Source organism: Streptococcus sp. 1643 (assembly GCF_006228325.1).
GTDB lineage: Bacteria > Bacillota > Bacilli > Lactobacillales > Streptococcaceae > Streptococcus.
The window spans coordinates 1,857,991-1,877,380 of the sequence record NZ_CP040231.1; the positions used below are offsets into that span (position 1 = coordinate 1,857,991).

Annotated in this window: 21 protein-coding genes; 3 read left to right on the plus strand and 18 right to left on the minus strand. The window is 40.5% G+C overall.

The window, feature by feature from the left end; all coding sequences use genetic code 11:
• Window positions 1-19 precede the first annotated feature (19 nt).
• The 9 genes from FD735_RS09595 to FD735_RS09635 all read right to left on the minus strand — a co-directional run bounded on the left by FD735_RS09595 (window position 20) and on the right by FD735_RS09635 (window position 9,329).
• The gene (locus FD735_RS09595) at window positions 20-1,141 is read right to left on the minus strand and encodes a CHAP domain-containing protein (RefSeq protein ID WP_139659066.1); all 1,122 of its coding nucleotides are present in this window, start codon (window positions 1,139-1,141) and stop codon (window positions 20-22) included.
• Window positions 1,142-1,240: 99 nt separating this feature from the next.
• On the minus strand, window positions 1,241-1,507 hold the full coding sequence (locus tag FD735_RS09600) for a Veg family protein (RefSeq protein WP_001278165.1): 267 nt from the start codon (window positions 1,505-1,507) through the stop codon (window positions 1,241-1,243).
• Between the two features lies 1 nt (window position 1,508).
• Window positions 1,509-2,861 carry a replicative DNA helicase gene (gene dnaB, locus FD735_RS09605; RefSeq protein WP_000852476.1) on the minus strand — a complete coding sequence of 451 codons (1,353 nt, stop codon included), beginning with the start codon at window positions 2,859-2,861 and terminating at the stop codon, window positions 1,509-1,511.
• A 43-nt stretch (window positions 2,862-2,904) separates the two neighbouring features.
• Complete coding sequence (gene rplI / locus FD735_RS09610; protein ID WP_000864208.1) at window positions 2,905-3,357, minus strand: 50S ribosomal protein L9; 453 nt, start codon at window positions 3,355-3,357, stop codon at window positions 2,905-2,907.
• Entirely contained in the window at window positions 3,354-5,327 is a 1,974-nt protein-coding gene (locus tag FD735_RS09615) for a DHH family phosphoesterase (protein WP_139659067.1), read from the minus strand. The genes rplI and FD735_RS09615 overlap by 4 nt, the downstream gene beginning before the upstream one ends.
• Window positions 5,328-5,483: 156 nt before the next feature.
• The gene (locus FD735_RS09620) at window positions 5,484-6,662 is read right to left on the minus strand and encodes an acetyl-CoA C-acetyltransferase (RefSeq protein ID WP_139659120.1); all 1,179 of its coding nucleotides are present in this window, start codon (window positions 6,660-6,662) and stop codon (window positions 5,484-5,486) included.
• 81 nt (window positions 6,663-6,743) lie between these two features.
• Complete coding sequence (gene raiA / locus FD735_RS09625) at window positions 6,744-7,292, minus strand: ribosome hibernation-promoting factor, HPF/YfiA family (protein ID WP_000599111.1); 549 nt, start codon at window positions 7,290-7,292, stop codon at window positions 6,744-6,746.
• Between the two features lie 79 nt (window positions 7,293-7,371).
• Window positions 7,372-8,034, minus strand: coding sequence for a ComF family protein (locus tag FD735_RS09630; protein WP_139659068.1), 663 nt, complete (start codon window positions 8,032-8,034; stop codon window positions 7,372-7,374).
• The gene (locus tag FD735_RS09635; RefSeq protein WP_139659069.1) at window positions 8,031-9,329 is read right to left on the minus strand and encodes a DEAD/DEAH box helicase; all 1,299 of its coding nucleotides are present in this window, start codon (window positions 9,327-9,329) and stop codon (window positions 8,031-8,033) included. The genes FD735_RS09630 and FD735_RS09635 overlap by 4 nt, the downstream gene beginning before the upstream one ends.
• A 56-nt stretch (window positions 9,330-9,385) precedes the next feature.
• Here FD735_RS09635 and FD735_RS09640 point away from each other — a divergent pair, with 56 nt between their 5' ends.
• The 3 genes from FD735_RS09640 to cysK all read left to right on the plus strand — a co-directional run bounded on the left by FD735_RS09640 (window position 9,386) and on the right by cysK (window position 11,502).
• Window positions 9,386-10,021: a YigZ family protein gene (locus tag FD735_RS09640; protein ID WP_139659070.1), complete on the plus strand. Its 636-nt coding sequence runs from the start codon at window positions 9,386-9,388 to the stop codon at window positions 10,019-10,021.
• Window positions 10,022-10,035: 14 nt separating this feature from the next.
• Complete coding sequence (locus FD735_RS09645) at window positions 10,036-10,479, plus strand: PH domain-containing protein (protein WP_139659071.1); 444 nt, start codon at window positions 10,036-10,038, stop codon at window positions 10,477-10,479.
• Window positions 10,480-10,575: 96 nt separating this feature from the next.
• A complete protein-coding gene (gene cysK, locus FD735_RS09650; RefSeq protein ID WP_139659072.1) occupies window positions 10,576-11,502 on the plus strand; it encodes a cysteine synthase A in 927 nt (308 codons plus the stop codon).
• Between the two features lie 103 nt (window positions 11,503-11,605).
• Here the strand turns inward: cysK and tsf are convergent, their stop codons facing one another.
• From tsf to pgsA, 9 genes are all read right to left on the minus strand, one after another.
• Complete coding sequence (gene tsf / locus FD735_RS09655) at window positions 11,606-12,646, minus strand: translation elongation factor Ts (protein ID WP_139659073.1); 1,041 nt, start codon at window positions 12,644-12,646, stop codon at window positions 11,606-11,608.
• Window positions 12,647-12,724: 78 nt separating this feature from the next.
• Window positions 12,725-13,504 carry a 30S ribosomal protein S2 gene (rpsB, locus tag FD735_RS09660; RefSeq protein ID WP_000268475.1) on the minus strand — a complete coding sequence of 260 codons (780 nt, stop codon included), beginning with the start codon at window positions 13,502-13,504 and terminating at the stop codon, window positions 12,725-12,727.
• Between the two features lie 222 nt (window positions 13,505-13,726).
• The gene (pcsB, locus tag FD735_RS09665; RefSeq protein ID WP_139659074.1) at window positions 13,727-14,938 is read right to left on the minus strand and encodes a peptidoglycan hydrolase PcsB; all 1,212 of its coding nucleotides are present in this window, start codon (window positions 14,936-14,938) and stop codon (window positions 13,727-13,729) included.
• A 93-nt stretch (window positions 14,939-15,031) separates the two neighbouring features.
• Window positions 15,032-15,526, minus strand: coding sequence for a rod shape-determining protein MreD (gene mreD / locus FD735_RS09670; RefSeq protein WP_049477904.1), 495 nt, complete (start codon window positions 15,524-15,526; stop codon window positions 15,032-15,034).
• 2 nt (window positions 15,527-15,528) lie between these two features.
• Window positions 15,529-16,344 (minus strand): rod shape-determining protein MreC, encoded by an 816-nt coding sequence (gene mreC, locus FD735_RS09675; protein WP_139659075.1) that lies wholly within the window; start codon window positions 16,342-16,344, stop codon window positions 15,529-15,531.
• Between the two features lie 60 nt (window positions 16,345-16,404).
• Window positions 16,405-17,199, minus strand: coding sequence for an energy-coupling factor transporter transmembrane protein EcfT (locus FD735_RS09680; protein WP_139659076.1), 795 nt, complete (start codon window positions 17,197-17,199; stop codon window positions 16,405-16,407).
• The gene (locus FD735_RS09685; protein WP_084944240.1) at window positions 17,192-18,031 is read right to left on the minus strand and encodes an energy-coupling factor transporter ATPase; all 840 of its coding nucleotides are present in this window, start codon (window positions 18,029-18,031) and stop codon (window positions 17,192-17,194) included. The genes FD735_RS09680 and FD735_RS09685 overlap by 8 nt, the downstream gene beginning before the upstream one ends.
• The gene (locus FD735_RS09690) at window positions 18,016-18,843 is read right to left on the minus strand and encodes an energy-coupling factor ABC transporter ATP-binding protein (RefSeq protein ID WP_139659077.1); all 828 of its coding nucleotides are present in this window, start codon (window positions 18,841-18,843) and stop codon (window positions 18,016-18,018) included. The genes FD735_RS09685 and FD735_RS09690 overlap by 16 nt, the downstream gene beginning before the upstream one ends.
• Entirely contained in the window at window positions 18,840-19,385 is a 546-nt protein-coding gene (pgsA, locus tag FD735_RS09695) for a CDP-diacylglycerol--glycerol-3-phosphate 3-phosphatidyltransferase (protein WP_139659078.1), read from the minus strand. The genes FD735_RS09690 and pgsA overlap by 4 nt, the downstream gene beginning before the upstream one ends.
• Window positions 19,386-19,390: the final 5 nt, after the last annotated feature.

Sequence of the window (19,390 nt, forward strand, 5' to 3'; positions counted from 1 at the left end):
AAGAAAGCCTGTATGATGTTTAAGAGACACTTCCTATCCTTACCCCATCACTGTCTAGTCTGTAGCCATCAATAATCGTATTAACAGCTAAGGCTCCCGAAGCATTGACATAGTAATGTTTGCCCGAGACTTGGAACCATTGACTAGCTTTCATCTGGCCAGATTCCTCTAAGTAATACCAAGTTCCCTTGTCTTTAAGCCATCCCGTCTGCATCTCACCCGAAGCCTTTAGATAATACCAATGAGAGCCATCCTTAATCCATCCAGTTGACATGGCCCCATTTTCTTTTAAATGATACCAATTGCCGTTAACTTTTTTCCATCCTGTCGCTAGCTTACCATTCTCTCTGTAATACCAACTCCCTCCTTCTTTTTTCCATCCATTCTCTGTATTGCTTAACTCTGCATACTGCACATATCTTCTAGAACCGCTATAAGACAAATAACCGAGCCACTTATAACCGTCCTTTTCAAGAACTTGATCATAACTCACACTCTCACCAGCATAATAGTAGTCAATAACCTGTCCTGTACTCGACGGTTGGTCCATAATCGGCGATTCCCCCGCGAATACTATTGTCCCACTGGACGGAAGCTCTGAGTTACGAGTATTCTCACCCGCACTATGGCTAGTAGATAAATCCTTGAAATGAATAAAACCTGTCATCGAACTAGCCTTGACTTTTCGACGGTTATACTTTTCTCGAACCCCATAGTTATACTCTTCGATTTCAATCGTATCCCCTGATACATTTGATACCCAGGCCACGTGCCCATAATATCCTTCTGTCGACCAAGCAATAGCCCCAACTTCTGGCTTAGTATCCACACGGTAGCCTTCTCGCCTTGCACGATGTCCCCATTCATTCGCATTTCCGTAGGCAGGAGGAATCTCAAAGCCATTTACACTACTCAAACGAAAGGCCGCAAAAGAGGTACACTGGCGAGAATACATCCGCCACTGATCGATTTCAACACTACCATTTTTGTAGTGAAGCGGATAGTCATCTCCACGCGCTACACTATCGGCCTGAACCGATTCTCCACCAAACAAAAAGGTACTTGTAACAAACAAAGTAGCCAGCCCTAAACCCAACTGAGTATATCTACTCTTCTTAACTCCTGATTTAAAAAACGTCATTCATTCTCCTTAATAATATAAATTTCCGAGGTTACCCTCGTTTATACTATTCGGGAGAAAAAGAAAAAAGTGAGCAAAGCTCACTTCATTTTAGGATTCTTAGTCTAGATAGCGAATCAAGTTCTTTTCTGTCAAGATATCTGAGTAGGTGAAGGATTCAACATAGACATTGGCTTGTTTGTCTCCTTCAACATCCCCAAATTCAACGATAAATAGAGATGGATAAACCTCAATTAGCTTACCCAATCTATTTTTTTGGCGCTTACGGCCATTCTCCAAAGTCATTTCAACGACTTGTCCCTCATGTGCCTTGATCTCTTCTTTGATTTTTTTCATCTTGGCTACATCTGTAAATGCATCTGACATTTTATGCCTCCCTCTTTGAGATACTTGAAAATTTATTGTATTCTTTTTGGAAAATCAATTCCACCGTTCCACGAGCTCCACTACGATTTTTCTCAATAATAACCTCAACCTTGTTATTTGGAATTCCTTCCTCTTCTTCACCCGCACGATCGTAGTAGTCGTCACGGTATAGAAAGGCTACAATATCCGCATCCTGCTCGATAGAACCCGATTCACGAATATCAGACAAGACTGGTCTCTTATCTTGACGCTGTTCCACTCCACGAGATAGCTGACTAAGAGCAATGACTGGAACCTTTAATTCCTTGGCTAGAATTTTCAACTGACGAGAAATTTCAGAGACTTCTTGTTGGCGGTTCTCACGACCAGTACCTGTGATAAGCTGTAGGTAGTCGATCAAAATCAAGCCTAGATTGCCTGTTTCTTGAGCCAGTTTACGTGAGCGAGAGCGAATTTCCGTGATCCGAATCCCTGGCGTATCATCAATATAGATACTCGCGTTGGCTAGATTCCCTTGAGCAATGGTATATTTTTGCCACTCCTCATCAGTCAATTGACCAGTACGGATAGAATGAGACTCCACCAAACCTTCTGCTGCCAGCATACGGTCTACTAGGCTTTCTGCACCCATTTCTAGCGAAAAGATAGCAACCGTCTTGTCCAACTTAGTCCCGATGTTCTGAGCAATGTTCAAGGCAAAGGCCGTCTTACCAACCGCTGGTCGCGCCGCTAGGATAATTAACTCCTCCTCATGAAGACCTGTCGTCATATGGTCCAAATCACGGTAGCCCGTTGCAATACCTGTGATATCCGTTGTTTGTTGTGACCGAACTTCTAGGTTCCCAAAGTTGATATTTAGAATATCACGGATGTTCTTGAACCCACTACGATTGGCATTTTCGCTAACATCAATGAGCCCCTTTTCAGCCTGAGCAATGATTTCATCTGCAGGCTTAGAAGCCTCATAAGCTTGGTTGACAGACTCTGTCAACTTGGAAATCAAGCGACGTAGCATAGCCTTTTCAGCTACGATTTTAGCATAATATTCTGCATTAGCTGAAGTTGGTACAGAGTTGACAATTTCAACAAGGTAAGACAAGCCACCAATATTTTGGAGATCCCCTTGACTATCCAAAATCGTCCGAACCGTCGTCGCATCAATCGCTTCCCCACGATCCGACAAATCTACCATCGCTTGGAAAATCAACCGATGAGCATACTTAAAGAAGTCACGAGAATCAATGTATTCTCGGACAAAAACGAGCTTACTCTCATCTATAAAAATAGCCCCCAGAACAGATTGTTCTGCTAAAATATCCTGAGGTTGAACTCGCAGTTCCTCTACTTCTGCCATCTGACTTTCCTTCCTTTTACAATCTTGTCAAGAAGTTGTAAACTTAACCTTCTTTTACACGAAGATTGATGATACTTGTAACATCTTGGTAGATCTTCACTGGTACATCAATCAAACCTACTGCTCGAATTGGTGCTTGCACTTGAATATTGCGTTTGTCAATCTTAATACCAAATTGCTTAAGCAATTCTTCTGCAATCTTCTTGTTGGTGATGGATCCAAATGTACGACCATCTGGTCCAACCTTTTCAACAAACTCTACAACCGTTTCTTCTGCTTCTAGCTTGGCCTTGATAGCCTTTGCTTCAGCAATCATCTCTGCATGAGCTTTTTCTTCAGATTTTTGTTTTCCACGCAACTCACCCACTGCTTGAGCAGTCGCTTCCTTAGCCAAATTCTTTTTAATCAGGAAGTTTTGAGCGTAGCCAGTTGGCACTTCCTTGATTTCGCCTTTTTTCCCTTTTCCTTTGACATCTGCTAAAAAGATTACTTTCATTCTTCTTTCTCCTTTTCCTTTACTTCTTCCAAGATTAGTTGAGTCAATTTTTCTCCTGCTTCTGTTAGACTCATATTCTCGATTTGCGCGGCAGCTAGATTAAAGTGACCACCGCCACCCAACTCTTCCATAATGCGTTGCACATTGATTTTACTACGACTTCGAGCCGAGATAGAGATAAATCCTTGTGTATTTTTTGCTAGAACGAAGCTGGCTTCAATACCTGACATAGCCAGCATAGCATCGGCAGCCTTACTGATAACAACTGTGTCATAAGACATTGAGTCCTTAGCTCGGGCAATCAAGATATCTGAACCTAACTTACGACCTTGTAAAATGAGTTCATTTACCTCACGGTACTCTTCAAAATCTGTCGCAGCAATCTCCTGGATAGCAATACTGTCACTTCCCCGTGTTCTCAGATAGCTAGCCACATCAAAGGTTCGGCTCGTCACGCGAGATGTGAAATTCTTGGTATCCAGCATCATACCAGCCATCAAAACACTGGCCTGCATACGACTCAAACGATTTTTCTTAGAATTTTGGAACTGAATCAATTCTGTGACCAACTCACTGGCACTACTTGCCCCACTTTCAATATAGGTGATGACTGCATTCTCAGGGAAATCCTGATCACGTCTATGATGGTCAATAACAATAGTTTGAGTGAACAAATCATAAAAATCTTTTGACAAAGTCAAAGCCGTCTTGGAATGATCCACCAGAATCAATAATGAACGGTTTGTAACTAGCTTCATCGCATCTGTAAGAGATAAAAGTTTCGTGATATCTTCTTTCTTCAAGAACTGAATAGCACGTTCGATATCTGCTGGCATATGGTCTGCATCGTAGACAGCATAACTGTTCTCGATAATATTACTTGCAAACAACTGCATACCGACAGCAGAGCCCAAAGCATCCATATCTAGATTTTTATGACCGACTACAAAAACCTGGTCAACACTTCGAATCTTATCAGAAATGGCTGTCATCATGGCTCTGGTACGTGTACGAGTACGTTTGATAGATGCAGCAGTTCCTCCACCAAAGTAGACTGGATTCTTGGTTTCGTTATTTTCCTTGACCACCACCTGGTCACCACCGCGAACTTCTGCTAAGTTCAAGTTGAGCAAGGCAATTTTCCCTATTTCTTCATGGTTTCCATCACCATAAGAAAATCCCATACTTAAAGTTAGGGGTAGCTGCCTTTGTTTTGATTCTTCTCGGAAAGTATCAATAACAGAGAATTTATCATTCATCAATTCCTCTAGTACCGTGTAATCTGTGAATACATAAAAACGATCCATCCCCACACGGCGAGAAAACATAGCATACTTACTAGCAAATTCTGAAACAAAATTAGCTACAAAGCTATTGATATGGCTGATATCGGAGTCCGATGTCGCATCCTCCAAATCATCATAGTTATCTACTGAGATGACTCCAATGACTGGACGACTAGTTACCAATTCGACAGTTGCTTCGTACTCTCCAGAAACATCAAAGAAATACAAAACACCTGAAGCCTTGTCCATATGGACAGCATATCGTGTTTCGCCCAAGGTAGCATACGAACCTGGATTCCCAACAGAAGCCTTGATGATGGTTCGAATTAACTCAACATCAATTTCCCCTTCTTCAGTAGTTAAAATCAGCTCAGCATAGGGATTAAACCATTCCACTTCTCCGCTTGATAAGTCTAATTTCAGGACTCCCACCGGCATTTGATCAAGCAAAGTACTCAAGCTATTTTCGGCTTGGTGATTTACATATTGGATTTGTTCAATTTCGCTCTTTTCATACTGTTTTTTTTGCCAAACGAATAAAAGCAAATAAAGCAGTACAAATAAAAACAAAACAGTGATTGTTACAGCAAGATTATGTGAAAAAATAATCAGCAAAGTTAAGATTCCGAAAGTTGCAAGTCCTAGCAAGACTGCAGAAAACGGGATTAAATTATTTTTTTTCATTCTAAACCTCTTGCGCATTATTATATCACAAAAACCCTTAAAAAGCGACCTTTTAAAAGATGCAAGCCCTTCTTTCATGATTGATTTCTCTAACTTCAGACACAAAAAGAGGAGGGAATCATCACCCTCCTACCCACGTGTTCAGATCACTAACACCTAACGTTCCACGATAAGGGCAGTCCCCATCCCTCCTCCGATACAGAGAGTCGCTAACCCAGTTTTAGCATCACGTTTCATCATCTCATGTACCAGAGTTACTAGGATACGGCAACCGGAAGCCCCAATTGGGTGACCAAGAGCAATGGCGCCACCATTGACGTTGACAATATCTGTGTTGAAACCAAGTGTTTTACCAACTGCACAAGCCTGGGCAGCAAAGGCTTCATTTGACTCAATCAAGTCGAGATCTTCAACTGTCAAATTGCCTTTTTCAAGAGCCTTGCGAGTCGCATAAATCGGTCCACATCCCATCATCTTAGGATCCAAACCTGCACTTGCATACGAACGAATGCGGGCAATCACTGAAAGTCCTAATTCTTCCACTTTTTCAGAACTCATGATTAAGACAGCTGCTGCCCCGTCATTGATTCCTGAAGCATTTCCCGCTGTGACAGAACCGTCTTTTTTGAAAACAGGACCTAGCTTAGACAAACTCTCCAAGCTAGCATCTTTTCTAGGATATTCATCTGTATCAAAAACGATAGGATCGCCTTTGCGTTGAGGAATGACAACTGGAATAATCTCTTCTTTAAAGCGACCAGATTCTATAGCTGCAACTGCTCGTTTTTGTGACTCTAAAGCAAGAGCATCTTGCTCTTCTCGACTGACACCATATTCTTCAGCCACATTCTCGGCTGTAATTCCCATATGGTATTCGTTAAAGGCATCAGACAAACCGTCCTTAATCATGGTATCTACCACTTTTGAATCGCCCATACGGCCGCCCCAACGGAAGCTTGGCAAAACGTATGGAGCCTGACTCATGTTTTCTGCACCACCAGCTACGATAATATCTGCATCGCCACATCGAATCGCTTGAGCAGCCAACTGCACGGCCTTCAAACCAGAACCACAAACCTTGTTGATGGTAAAGGCTGGTGTAAATTCAGGGAGTCCTGCGTGTATGCTCATTTGACGAGCTACGTTTTGACCTAAACCTGCGCCTAGGACATTCCCCATAATCACTTCATCTACTAGCTCTGGTTTGACATTGGCTTTTTCCAAAGCACTCTTAATAACCAAAGCTCCCAAATCAACAGCTGAAACATTCTTCAAACTTCCTCCAAAGGAGCCTATTGGAGTTCGCACTGCCGAAACAATCACCACGTCTTTCATAACTGCCCCCATTTATACCTTTTATAATAATGTAATACAAAAGTGGCTTACACTGGTGTAAACCACTTTAAAAATTCTATTTTATGATTCTTTCACTTCTAACAAACCAACTTCACCATCTTCACGACGATACAAAACATTTGTTGTTTGATCTTCTACGTCTACATAGATAAAGAAATCATGTCCCAACAAATCCATTTGAAGAAGCGCTTCTTCTAAATCCATTGGTTTTAAATCAATTTGTTTTGAACGAACAACTTTTGGTTGCACAACATTTGCATCTTCAACTAGGGCATCTGTAAAGAGTTGGCTTGTCGCAACTTTATTTTTATTTTTACGTTCGATTTTTGTTTTATTTTTACGAATCTGACGTTCAATTTTATCAGTTACTAGATCGATAGAGCCATACATATCTTGAGAAATATCTTCTGCACGGAGAGTAATAGATCCAAGTGGAATCGTTACTTCAACTTTTGCTGTTTTTTCACGGTAAACTTTCAAATTCACACGTGCATCCAACTCTTGCTCAGGTTGAAAATACTTTTCGATCTTTTCGAGTTTAGAAACTACATAATCACGAATCGCTTCTGTTACTTCTAGGTTTTCACCACGGATACTATATTTAATCATATAAGTACCTTCTTTCTAAACATTTTTGTTTTTCTAACTATATTATAGCGCTTTCATTTTCATTTTGCAAATTTTTTCCTCATCTTACAAGGGAAAAAGTTTTAACATCCAAAGCTCCTGCTTCTTCAAAAAGACGCTTCACACGATTGACAGTCGCACCTGTTGTATAGATGTCATCAATAACCAAAATTTTCTTAGGAAGAGGGGCTTCAGTTTTTATAAAAAATGGAATTTCGGTAGCTAATCGTTCCGAGCGATTCTTAGAAGAACTAGCCGTCTCTTCTCTTTTCCCTAGTAAATCTTGAAAAGAAAAACCTGCTGCCTCAACCAAACCTTCAACCTGGTTAAATCCCCTCTCAAGCAATCTTTCAGGACTTAGGGGAATAACAACAAATTGATAGTCTCCATACTTTTTCAATTCATTAGCAAGAACAGGAGCAAAAACCTTTCTAAGTAGAAAATCCCCATCAAACTTATATCGACTAAAGAAGTCTTTCATAGCTTGATTATAGGTGAAGATTGCATTATGATTGACTAGAATCTCTTCTTTACACCAAAATTTACAGTCTTGACACACGGTTGACAGCCCTGTTTTCATACAGTTCGGGCAATAGTCCTCACCAATTTTCTCAAAAGTAGACTCACAATCTGAACAAAGATAGTTGTTCTCATTCTTAAACAGCAAGAGGTGACAAAACATCAGGTCACTCTTTATTGTCTGTCCACATAATAAACAGTTCATAAGCCTGCCTCCTTGTTCATCTGCTTTATTTCCTTGATTGCTTTTTTAATGGAAACATTTAATCCATCATGAAAGAAGAGCAATTCACCAGTCGGTCTATCCATACTGCGCCCAACTCGCCCTCCAATCTGAATCAAGCTAGACTTGGTAAAGAGACGATGATTAGCTTCTACAACGAAAACATCCACACAAGGGAAGGTGACCCCACGCTCCAAAATTGTCGTACTAATAAGGATTGTCAACTCTCCATCTCGAAAAGCTTGTACCTGCTCTAATCGATTTTCTGTGATAGAGGACACAAATCCGATGTTTTCATTTGGAAACTGTTCCTGCAAGAGTTCTTTCAGTTTCTCGCCTTTCTTAATCTCAGATGCAAAGATTAACAACGGATAACTTGTTCTTCTCTGCTTCTTAATGTAGGACTTTAACTTTGGAGACAACTGACTCTTTTCTATATAGCGATTAAAGTCTGATAACCAAACTGGTTTTGGAATAATCAATGGATTTCCATGAAATCGTCTTGGCAAGCTCAATCGTTTTAATTCTCCAGTGCGAACCTTCTTATCTAACTCATCTGTAGAGGTCGCTGTAAGAAATATCCTTAGCCCCTCCTCCTTTACACATTGGTTTACAGCATAGTAAAGAACAGAGTTGTCAACATAAGGAAAGGCATCTACTTCATCCACTATCAGCAAGTCAAAAGCATGATAAAATTTTAACAGCTGATGAGTCGTTGCAACAACTAGTGGTGTTCGAAAATAAGGTTCTGACTCACCATGAAGTAGTGCTATCTCACAAGCAAAGTCATTCTGCAGTCGTTTATACAGCTCCAAACACACATCAATTCGAGGGCTGGCTAAACAAACTGCACCACCTTCATCAATCACCTTAGCCACAACCTGGTAAATCATCTCTGTCTTTCCAGCTCCTGTTACAGCGTGAACCAAGATTGGCTCTTGCTTGTCCACCGCTTGAAGCAGTCCCTCTGACACTTTTTCTTGAAAAGGGGTTAACTGACCACGCCATTTGAGAACATCTTGCTTAGGAAAATTCTCCTGCGGAAAATAGTATAAAGCTTGATCACTCCTGACTCGCTTCATCAGCAAGCACTCCCTGCAATAGTAGGCGCCAATAGGCAAATACCATTCTTCTAGAATCAAACTATTACAACGTTGACAAAACAGTTTCCCCTTCTCTTTTCTCATTGCTGGCAGTTTCACTGCTTCCTGTCGTTCTTCTTCAGTTAATTCTTTCTCAGTAAACAAGCGACCGAGGTAATTTGGATTTACTTTCATACTTTAATATTCGTAAAAATCTAGCACTTTAGATATTTTTTTAGTACAATTAAATCATGGAATTTAGAACAATTAAAGAGGATGGGCAGGTCCAAGAAGAAATCAAAAAATCCCGATTTATCTGTCATGTCAAGCGTGTTTATAGCGAAGAAGAGGCTCGTGACTTCATCACTACCATCAAAAAAGAACACTATAAAGCCACCCATAATTGCTCTGCTTTTATTCTAGGGGAACGCAGTGAAATCAAGCGTACGAGTGATGATGGGGAGCCTAGTGGTACTGCTGGAATCCCTATGCTGGGTGTCTTAGAAAATCATAATCTAACCAACCTCTGTGTGGTAGTGACACGCTACTTTGGAGGAATTAAGCTAGGAGCTGGTGGTTTGATCCGTGCTTATGCAGGTAGTGTAGCCTTGGCTGTCAAAGAAATTGGCATTATTGAAATCAAAGAGCAGGCTGGCATAGCCATTCAGATGTCTTACGCTCAGTATCAAGAATATGGCAATTTCCTTAGAGAGCATCATCTCATGGAGCTGGATACAAACTTTACAGATCAAATTGCTACAATGATCTATGTTGATAAGGAAGAGAAAGAAAAGATCAAAGCTGCTCTTGTTGAGTTCTTTAATGGAAAGGTTACTTTAACAGATCAAGGTTTACGAGAAGTTGAAGTCCCTGTAAACCTAGTGTAAACGAAGGAGAAATTATGGCTTTTGGGAAATTTATTCAAGGACTTGCTGGAAACTTTAGCGAGGAGAACAAAGAGACTCTTATTAAAGAGTATGGACAATACCTACTAGAGAATGAAGAAATCCAAAGTGGATATAAGCTCATTCGTGACGCAATCATCTTTACAAATATTCGTATCATCTTTACAGATAAGCAAGGCGCTACTGGTCGCAAGATGTCTGTTAAGTCACTCTTTTTGATGAACATTGTCAACGTTGAAATGGAAACTGCAGGAGCAGGTATAGACGATAGTGAGATTACAATCACTTATTTAGAGAATGTCTTTCTAAAAGCACATAATGAACATTTTAGTTACCACAAATTTGAATTTCCTAAGAAAACGGATATTCTTCCCCTTTACACCTATTTATTAGAATTGGCTTATCACAATCGATTGAAAATTAATAGCTTAGACCTTTGATATAAAAAAATCCTATCGCTTCGATAGGATTTCTATATTTTACAAATATCCTTGAGCACGTTATACTAGTATCATCTTATACAAAGAGGTACATCTATGACTATTTATAACAATATCACTGAACTAATCGGACAAACACCAATTGTTAAACTTAACAACATTGTTCCAGAGGGTGCTGCAGATGTCTATGTTAAACTAGAAGCTTTTAACCCTGGTTCGTCAGTAAAAGACCGTATTGCCCTTAGCATGATTGAAAAAGCGGAACAAGATGGTATTCTAAAACCGGGTGCTACCATTGTTGAAGCAACGAGTGGAAACACTGGTATCGGTCTTTCATGGGTTGGTGCTGCTAAAGGATATAAAGTTGTTATCGTCATGCCTGAAACGATGAGTGTGGAACGACGTAAGATTATCCAAGCCTATGGTGCTGAACTCGTCCTTACTCCTGGTAGCGAAGGAATGAAAGGGGCTATTGCTAAAGCTCAGGAAATCGCTACTGAACGTGACGGCTTCCTTCCACTCCAATTTAATAATCCAGCTAATCCAGAAGTACACGAAAGAACAACAGGAGCTGAAATACTGGCTGCTTTCGGTTCTGATGGACTAGATGCTTTTGTAGGTGGTGTTGGCACCGGTGGAACGATCTCAGGTGTTTCTCACGCTCTTAAAGCAGCAAATTCAAACATTCAAGTTTATGCAGTTGAGGCAGACGAGTCAGCTATCTTGTCTGGTGAAAAACCAGGACCTCACAAAATTCAAGGTATCTCAGCTGGATTTATTCCTGAAACACTTGATACAAAGGCCTATGATGGTATCGTCCGCGTAACGTCAGATGATGCTCTAGCGCTTGGCCGTGAAATTGGTGGAAAAGAAGGCTTCCTTGTTGGGATTTCTTCAGCTGCAGCGATTTACGGGGCAATTGAAGTTGCCAAGAAATTAGGTACAGGTAAGAAAGTCCTTGCTTTAGCACCGGATAACGGCGAACGTTATTTGTCTACAGCACTCTATGAATTTGAAGTGTAGCCTCCTAAATGCACTTAGCCCTTATTAAAGGGCTTTTTGTTTACTCATACAGAATCTACTCTCTAGACAAAAAGAAAAAGGAAGCAATTTGCTTCCTTTTCTATTAGTTATTCAAGGCTGCTGCCATTGTAGCTGCAACTTCTGCTTCGAAGTCGTTCGCAGCTTTTTCGATACCTTCACCAACTTCAAAGCGAGCGAACTCAACTACTGAAGCGTTATCTGATTCAAGGTATGCTTCAACTGTCTTGCTGTCGTCCATGATGTAGACTTGTGCAAGAAGTGTGTATGCTTGGTCAACTTTAGTGTTGTCAAGCATGAAGCGGTCCATTTTACCTGGGATGATTTTATCCCAGATTTTTTCTGGTTTGCCTTCTGCAGCCAACTCAGCTTTGATGTCAGCTTCTGCTTGGGCGATGACTTCGTCAGTCAATTGAGCTTTGGATCCATACTTCAAGTGTGGAAGAGCTGGTTTACCAACCATTGCACGGCTTTCGTTGTCTTGATCAATTACGTGGTTCAATTGTGCCAACTCATCTTTAACGAATTGCTCATCCAATTCTTTGTAAGAAAGAACTGTTGGTTTCATCGCAGCAATGTGCATTGAGATTTGTTTAGCAAGAGCTTCGTCTCCACCTTCAATAACAGAGATAACACCGATACGGCCACCATTGTGTTGGTATGCTCCAAAGTGTTGTGCATCTGTTTTTTCAAGCAAAGCAAAACGACGGAATGAGATTTTTTCACCGATTGTAGCTGTTGCAGATACATATGCAGCTTCAAGAGTTTCACCTGAAGGCATTGTCAAAGCAAGAGCCTCTTCGTTGTTAGCTGGTTTACCTTCAGCAATTACTTTAGCTGTTGCATTTACCAAGTCAACGAATTGAGCGTTTTTCGCAACGAAGTCAGTTTCAGCATTTACTTCAACTACTGCTGCAACGTTACCATTAACAAATACACCAGTCAAACCTTCTGCAGCAACACGGTCAGCTTTCTTAGCTGCCTTCGCCATACCTTTTTCGCGAAGCAATTCGATCGCTTTTTCGATATCACCGTCTGTTTCTACAAGCGCTTTTTTAGCGTCCATAACACCGGCACCAGATTTTTCACGCAACTCTTTTACAAGTTTAGCTGTAATTTCTGCCATTTTGATTCTCCTATATTTTTTAAAAATAGGAGAGCTGGGCTAGGCCCCGCCCTCCTAGGTAATTACTATTTATATGAATTAAGCGTTGTCGCCTTCTACAACTTCAACGATTTCTTCGATTGAGTCAGCTTGAGCTTCTGAAGCTGCAAATTCTGCTTCAACTGCTGCTGCATCTTCACCTTGACGTCCTTCGATGATGGCGTCAGCCAATTTAGCTGTGATCAATTTAACAGCGCGGATAGCGTCATCGTTAGCTGGGATAATTACATCGATATCGTCTGGATCAGTGTTTGTGTCAACCATCGCTACAACTGGGATACCCAATTTTTTAGCTTCTTTAACAGCGATTTGTTCTTTATGTGGGTCAACTACGTACATTACATCTGGGATACGAGGCATGTCTTCGATACCACCCAAGAATTTTTCAAGACGTGCACGTTGTTTGTTAAGAAGTGCAACTTCTTTCTTAGGAAGAACGTCGAAGATTCCTTCTTCTTCCATACGTTTGATTTCTTTCAAACGAGCAATACGTTTTTGGATAGTTCCCCAGTTAGTAAGAGTTCCACCCAACCAACGGTGGTTGATGTAGTATTGACCTGAACGTTCTGCTTCTTCTTTAACAGCGTCAGCAGCTTGTTTTTTAGTACCAACAAACAATACAACTGCATCGTTAGCTGCAGCATCACGCATAAAGTCGTATGCTTGGTCAGCGTATTTTACAGTTTGTTGCAAGTCGATAACGTGGATTCCGTTACGCTCAGTAAAGATGTACTTAGCCATCTTAGGGTTCCAGCGACGAGTTTGGTGACCAAAGTGTACACCAGCCTCAAGAAGTTGTTTCATTGAAATTACTGCCATGAGTATTTCTCCTTTTTGTTTTTTTCCTCTCCTCGACTTCAACTTGCAAAACGACCCGAGGGCAACAGTTTCACAATTCATCAAGAATGAGTATTATCGTTTACACGACAAGTTTCATTCTACCACATTTTATCAATATTTTCAAGTGTTTTTACTAGTTTTTGGTCTAACTTAAAACTAAAAAAGAAAAGAGACTCAAATCGAGCCTCTTTATTTGGTTCATTAGTTTGGATAGATGTATGTTACGTAACCTTCAGAAGTTGTAGTTGGGTTGAACCATCCACGTTTGTTTCCGATTGTACGATCTCCACCGTAGTTTGATTCTGATACTTGGATACGAGATGATGATGAAACTGCTGTAACAACCGCTACGTGTCCATAACCACCATCATTCCAACATGCAATCGCACCAACTTGTGGAGTTGATCCTGTACGGAATCCTGCTGCAGCTGCACTTGTTGCCCACTGAGCTCCGTTCCCCCAGTAGTCTCCAGCCCAAGGTGCCAATGTCTTAGCTCCCCAAGTACATTCACCTGTTGGGTAACTTGATGCATTTGAGCTATATGTTGGACGTTGTCTAGCAGGAGTTGGAGCAGGTGCTGGAGTGTAGCTTGAATCCTCATCATCAGATGTTGATGTTGATGTCGCTTGTACTTGAGCAGAGAAGCTTGTATTTCCTGAAGCAACTACTGATTGTTGTTGGCTTGCTTGACGAGCTTTGTAAGCCGCCTCTGCTTCAGCTGCCGCTTTTGCTTCTGCCTCTGCTGCTGCTTTTTGTTCCAACAAAGTAGCTTTATCGCTTTCTGCAGTAGCTTTCTCTGCAGCAAGGTTTAACTCAGCAACTTTCAACTCTGCTTGTTTTGTTGTCAATGCTTGTGCATCGTCTGCAAGCGTTTGTTGGTTCGCAATGACAGTGTTGATTGCTTCATTATTTGCAACCTGTTTTTCAGCAATAGATTTCTTATCAGCTTTCTGTTGTTCCAACATTTTATTGTTAGCTGATACAATCTCGCTCATCGCTGCAACACGTGAAATAGCTTCCGTAATTGATTTTGAGTTTACAATTGTATTGATGTAGCTAGTTGCAGCACCGTTAGTTTGTGCGCTACGTGCTTGTTTCTCCAAAGATTCATTACGAGCAACAATGTTCTTAGAGAGCTCTGTAATTTCTCCTTCAAGTTTTTTAGATTCAGCTTGTAGAGTTTCGTTCTCAGCTTCCAAGTTCGTTTGTTGAGTTTGGATAGCTGTAACTTGCGTTTGGATTTCATCTACTTGTTTTTGAGCTTCTTTTTGTTGAGATGTCAAATTACTAATCTTACTATCTTGAGCAGCAATCTTTTCATCAGTTGTTTCAGCGTGGACAGTTGTCAATACCGCCGCTTGAGACACTAATACTGTACTTAATAAAAGTGACGCTAAGATTTTTTTCTTCATATTGTGTAGATACTCCTTCTATTTAAGACATTACTAGTATACCAAAAAAAGACATAATAAATATTACGCCTTTGTTACATTTTTATTTCTTTCTTATAGATAACATTTTTCAAAAATATATTGGAAAATAAGCATCCATAAAAAGTTTAAAATCATTGATGGGACAAGACTATAGACGATGAAAACTGGCATCGATTCTACTGTCAATCCCATAGCAAGGGCAAGGAGATAGCTCCCCATATCAAATAGGAAACTCATCACAACTATTGTTAACATTCTTGTCCAACGGTTCATCAAAATTACACTATTAAACTTATGGAGCGAAGCACCTATCAAGATAAATAGAAGTGTCGCAATTCCTATCAAGTGGAAAAAATAGATATCGTACACCAAACCCACTATACAGCAGTAAGCTAGATAGAGATATTCTGAAACCTCAATTGTCTCAAACAAGAGAAATAAAAACAGAAAATGACTTGCTAAATGAAAGTGAGGGAAGAAGGATCCCGCTAATTGTCCAATATGTGCATCAATTAGTACAACAAAAGGGAGTAAAAAGAAAATACCAATTTGTTTTAACAGTCTCATTACTAATTCCCCACTAACTCAACTACATGAAGATTTTTGGTGTCAGCACTTAACTTTACTGTTACTTCCTTTGTTAGATAATCACTGCTGTGTGTTGTAGCAACAACCTCTCCAACAGGAATATCCTTAACATTAAAGTTTCCGAGCCCCCCTGTAGTCACCTTGTCTCCTGCGCTAATGTCACTGTTACTATTTAATTGGCTAATTTCAAGCAGTTCTGACTCCTTATCATAACCAACGATAATCCCGTAAATTTCAGTAGAACCATGCAGGATTTTAACAGAAATTTTGTCTGAATTTTCGGTGTTTGTCAATAGATTGACCGTTGTTGAATGATCCTCCACCTTTGAAACACTACCAATCAAACCCCCGTTTGCAATGGCCAACATATTTTCAGAAGCTCCTTTTGAACTTCCCGCATCAATTGTTAACTCTTGTTTCCAAGATACTGGAACTCGCATAATCACATCTGCTGCAATGGTTTTTGTTGCCTGCAATTTTGACTTCATATCCAGCAACTGACGTAGTTGTTCATTTTCATTTTTTAAACTTTCTGATTGATTAGACTCCACCTCTAGTTGATAGAGCTGTTTCTTTAGACTCTCATTTTCATTGTAAGTCTGCGTCAAATGTCCCAAATCCGATTTGAAAGTATCAAACCACTGAAAGGGTTTTTGAACAATTCTATCTACGAAGGAAATCCCATCTCCTAGTTTCGTCACAATAGCGCTTGAATAGGTTGTCACTAATAGAACAGAAACTGCCAAAACTGTGACAAAAACGATGATTAGATATTTTGATTTTTTAAAACGGTTCATATTCCTACCTTTATACTAAAAACCTGCTACTGTGAGCTTCTTATCAATCCTACAAACCTACTAAGATTTTAAGACAAATAAGAAACATCCCAGTACCAAAATCACAAGAATTGCCAGTGTATCCTTTTGACTCCATCTCAACTGTCTATACTGACTTCTACCCTTTCCTCCCTGATAACCACGCGCTTCCATGGCTATTGCCAATGAATCTGCACGCTTTAAGCTCGTCGCAAAAAGAGGAATTAAAATTGGAATCATAGCCTTTACTTTTTGAACGATGCTACCTTCGCCAAAGTCAACTCCACGAGCTTTTTGAGCATTCATAATTCTCGTCGTGTCATCCATCAATGTTGGAACAAAACGCAAACTCATTGATAACATGAGGCCAATTTCATGAACGGGAACTTTCACGCGTTTCAGCGGTGCTAAAAGAGCTTCAACTGCAGCTGCCAGACTCAAAGGCATGGTCGTTAATGTTAGCAAGGTTGAAAAGAAAATAATCAACACAAAACGACAGAAAATGATTCCTGCTTGTTGCAAAGCATAATCCGTTATTCTTATAAAAGAAAACTCAAATAGGACATTTCCACTTGAAATGAAAAAGAGTTGAAAAAGAGTCGTAAAGGCGATCAAGAAGAACATGGATTTTAATCCCTGAACGAAAAATGAGAGAGAAACGCCCGACAAAGCGATAAATATACCTGTCGCTACAAACAGAATGACATTGGTGAGGGGATTATTGGCCCAAAATACAATCAAAATCAACAGGATCATGGCAAGCAATTTACTACGTGGATCCAAGCGATGAATGATGGAATTCCCCGGTATATAACGCCCTAAAATCATACTATCCATTTAGCGACTCCTTAAACTCCTCTATCTTGATTGGCAATTTTTTAAAAGCTACACCTCTATCTGCCAAACGTTTACAAAAGGCTGTGATTTTAGGCACACCTAACTGTACTTTTTCCATAGAGGCTACATCTTGGAAAACTTCGCTCGGTTTGCCACTTTTGACCAAACGTCCCTTTTCCATAACATAGGCCTGATCAGCATATGCAGCTACATCATCCATCAAATGCGTTACCAGAACGATTGTCATTCCAGAAAGGTGGAGTTTTTTAAATAAGGTCATCAATTCTTTTCTGCCCAAAGGATCAAGTCCTGCTGTCGGCTCATCCAAAACCAAGACAGTTGGCTCCATGGCTAGCATACCTGCTATAGCCACACGTCTCATCTGACCACCCGAAAGTTCAAAAGGACTGCGCTCAAAGAGTGACTCATCGATGCCTACCAAAGCTAACTTTTCACGCGCAATTTTCTTGGCCTCTTCCTCAGAAACTCCAAAATTTTGCGGTCCAAATGCAACATCTTTCAAAACAGTCTCTTCGAAAATCTGATTTTCAGCAAATTGAAACACTAGACCGACTTGCTTTCGAATCTGACGAATTTCTTTATTGGTTGATGTAGGGGTAATGACGGTATCGAAAACTCGAACAGAACCCTTACTTGGTACCAATAGGCCATTTAAAAGCTGTAAAATCGTTGATTTCCCACTACCTGTGTGCCCTACCAAAGCCGTATAGGAACCATCCTCAATCGTCAAGGAAACATCAGTCAAGGCTGATGAAGATAGGGGAGTCCCCTCTTGATAGGTAAAGCTCACATTTTCTAGAGTAATTCCCATAACTTGTCCTCTAGCTCTCCTTCTGTCAAATAGCCATCCGGCAACTGATAACCAGTCTCTCTCAAAGATTCTCTCAATTGATTAGTAAAAGGCTCATCTAACCCTATCTGGTCAAGGTCAGTCCGAGAAAAAAGTTCTCTTGGGCTGCTGGTTGACTCCACTTGGCCTTTTTTCATGACCAAGACACGATCACTCATCGCAACTTCTTCTAAGTCATGTGTAATGGAGACGACTGTCATCTGGTTGTCTTTTCGAATCTCTTGAACTGTCTGAATCAGTTCTCTTCGTCCCTCGGGGTCCAACATACTTGTAGCCTCATCCAAAATCAAAATAGCTGGTCTCAGGGCAACAACTCCCGCAATAGCCACACGCTGTTTTTGTCCACCAGATAAACGAGCTGGTTCTCTCTTCTTAAAGTCTAGCATACCTACCAACTCCAAAGATTCAGCCACTCTCTTCTTCATTTCTTCACGAGGAAGTCCCTGGTTTTCTAAACCAAAGGCGACATCATCTTCAACAGTTGCCCCCACAAATTGGTTATCTGGATTTTGAAAAACCATACCAATTTGACGGCGTAAGTTCCAAACATTCTCAGAGGACAGCAATTGCCCATCTATCCAGATTTCCCCAGACTCTGCTTCAAGCAATCCATCAATCAAACGGATAGTTGTCGATTTCCCACTCCCGTTATGACCTACAATCGAAAGCCATTCTCCCCGTTTCACGTGAAACGAGACGTTATTAACGTCATAATGATCCTGATCTTCCTTGTAACGAAAAGACAGATCTTTTACTTCAATAATCGATTTCATTTCGAACCAAATGTCCCTTTGAATACATGAGCGCTACCCTTGAAATAATCATAACCAGAGTAGATGGTGAAAAACAAAGCTATATAAAGCAACAGCTGACCAATTAAATTCCAATGTAAGAGCAAAAAGATAACGGCAAACATCTGACTAAAGGTCTTGATTTTCCCTGGCATCGCTGCTGCTAGAACTGTCCCTCCCGTCTCAACAAGCAACAAACGCAAGCCTGTCACCGCAAGTTCACGGCAGATGATAATAGCAACAACCCAAGCTGGAGCCATACCTAACTCAATCAACATGATAAAAGCTGACATAACCAACAGTTTATCGGCCATCGGATCAGCAAATTTTCCAAAATTGCTGACTACATTCCATTTACGAGCAAGGTAGCCATCAAGATAATCCGTTATACTAGCAACTGCAAAGATGATCGCTGCCAGCAAATGACTGCCTTGTGAATGGCCCAAAGTCAAAATAAGAATAAAGAGAGGTATGAAGAGAATTCTACCAATAGTTAATACATTAGGAATTTGTTCTTTTTTCATTGATT

Excerpts from the sequence above, each read along its gene's own strand:
- FD735_RS09680 (WP_139659076.1), bottom strand. The coding sequence starts at position 17,199 with ATGGATAGTATGATTTTAGGGCGTTATATACCGGGGAATTCCATCATT.
- FD735_RS09635 (WP_139659069.1), bottom strand. The coding sequence starts at position 9,329 with ATGAAAGTAAATCCAAATTACCTCGGTCGCTTGTTTACTGAGAAAGAA.
- rplI (WP_000864208.1), bottom strand. The coding sequence starts at position 3,357 with ATGAAAGTAATCTTTTTAGCAGATGTCAAAGGAAAAGGGAAAAAAGGC.
- FD735_RS09600 (WP_001278165.1), bottom strand. The coding sequence starts at position 1,507 with ATGTCAGATGCATTTACAGATGTAGCCAAGATGAAAAAAATCAAAGAA.
- FD735_RS09630 (WP_139659068.1), bottom strand. The coding sequence starts at position 8,034 with ATGAACTGTTTATTATGTGGACAGACAATAAAGAGTGACCTGATGTTT.
- mreC (WP_139659075.1), bottom strand. The coding sequence starts at position 16,344 with ATGAACCGTTTTAAAAAATCAAAATATCTAATCATCGTTTTTGTCACA.
- rpsB (WP_000268475.1), bottom strand. The coding sequence starts at position 13,504 with ATGGCAGTAATTTCAATGAAACAACTTCTTGAGGCTGGTGTACACTTT.
- FD735_RS09690 (WP_139659077.1), bottom strand. The coding sequence starts at position 18,843 with ATGAAATCGATTATTGAAGTAAAAGATCTGTCTTTTCGTTACAAGGAA.
- FD735_RS09620 (WP_139659120.1), bottom strand. The coding sequence starts at position 6,662 with ATGAAAGACGTGGTGATTGTTTCGGCAGTGCGAACTCCAATAGGCTCC.
- cysK (WP_139659072.1), top strand. The coding sequence starts at position 10,576 with ATGACTATTTATAACAATATCACTGAACTAATCGGACAAACACCAATT.
- dnaB (WP_000852476.1), bottom strand. The coding sequence starts at position 2,861 with ATGGCAGAAGTAGAGGAACTGCGAGTTCAACCTCAGGATATTTTAGCA.
- FD735_RS09595 (WP_139659066.1), bottom strand. The coding sequence starts at position 1,141 with ATGACGTTTTTTAAATCAGGAGTTAAGAAGAGTAGATATACTCAGTTG.
- FD735_RS09615 (WP_139659067.1), bottom strand. The coding sequence starts at position 5,327 with ATGAAAAAAAATAATTTAATCCCGTTTTCTGCAGTCTTGCTAGGACTT.
- FD735_RS09685 (WP_084944240.1), bottom strand. The coding sequence starts at position 18,031 with ATGGGAATTACTCTAGAAAATGTGAGCTTTACCTATCAAGAGGGGACT.
- FD735_RS09645 (WP_139659071.1), top strand. The coding sequence starts at position 10,036 with ATGGCTTTTGGGAAATTTATTCAAGGACTTGCTGGAAACTTTAGCGAG.
- mreD (WP_049477904.1), bottom strand. The coding sequence starts at position 15,526 with ATGAGACTGTTAAAACAAATTGGTATTTTCTTTTTACTCCCTTTTGTT.
- pgsA (WP_139659078.1), bottom strand. The coding sequence starts at position 19,385 with ATGAAAAAAGAACAAATTCCTAATGTATTAACTATTGGTAGAATTCTC.
- tsf (WP_139659073.1), bottom strand. The coding sequence starts at position 12,646 with ATGGCAGAAATTACAGCTAAACTTGTAAAAGAGTTGCGTGAAAAATCT.
- raiA (WP_000599111.1), bottom strand. The coding sequence starts at position 7,292 with ATGATTAAATATAGTATCCGTGGTGAAAACCTAGAAGTAACAGAAGCG.
- pcsB (WP_139659074.1), bottom strand. The coding sequence starts at position 14,938 with ATGAAGAAAAAAATCTTAGCGTCACTTTTATTAAGTACAGTATTAGTG.
- FD735_RS09640 (WP_139659070.1), top strand. The coding sequence starts at position 9,386 with ATGGAATTTAGAACAATTAAAGAGGATGGGCAGGTCCAAGAAGAAATC.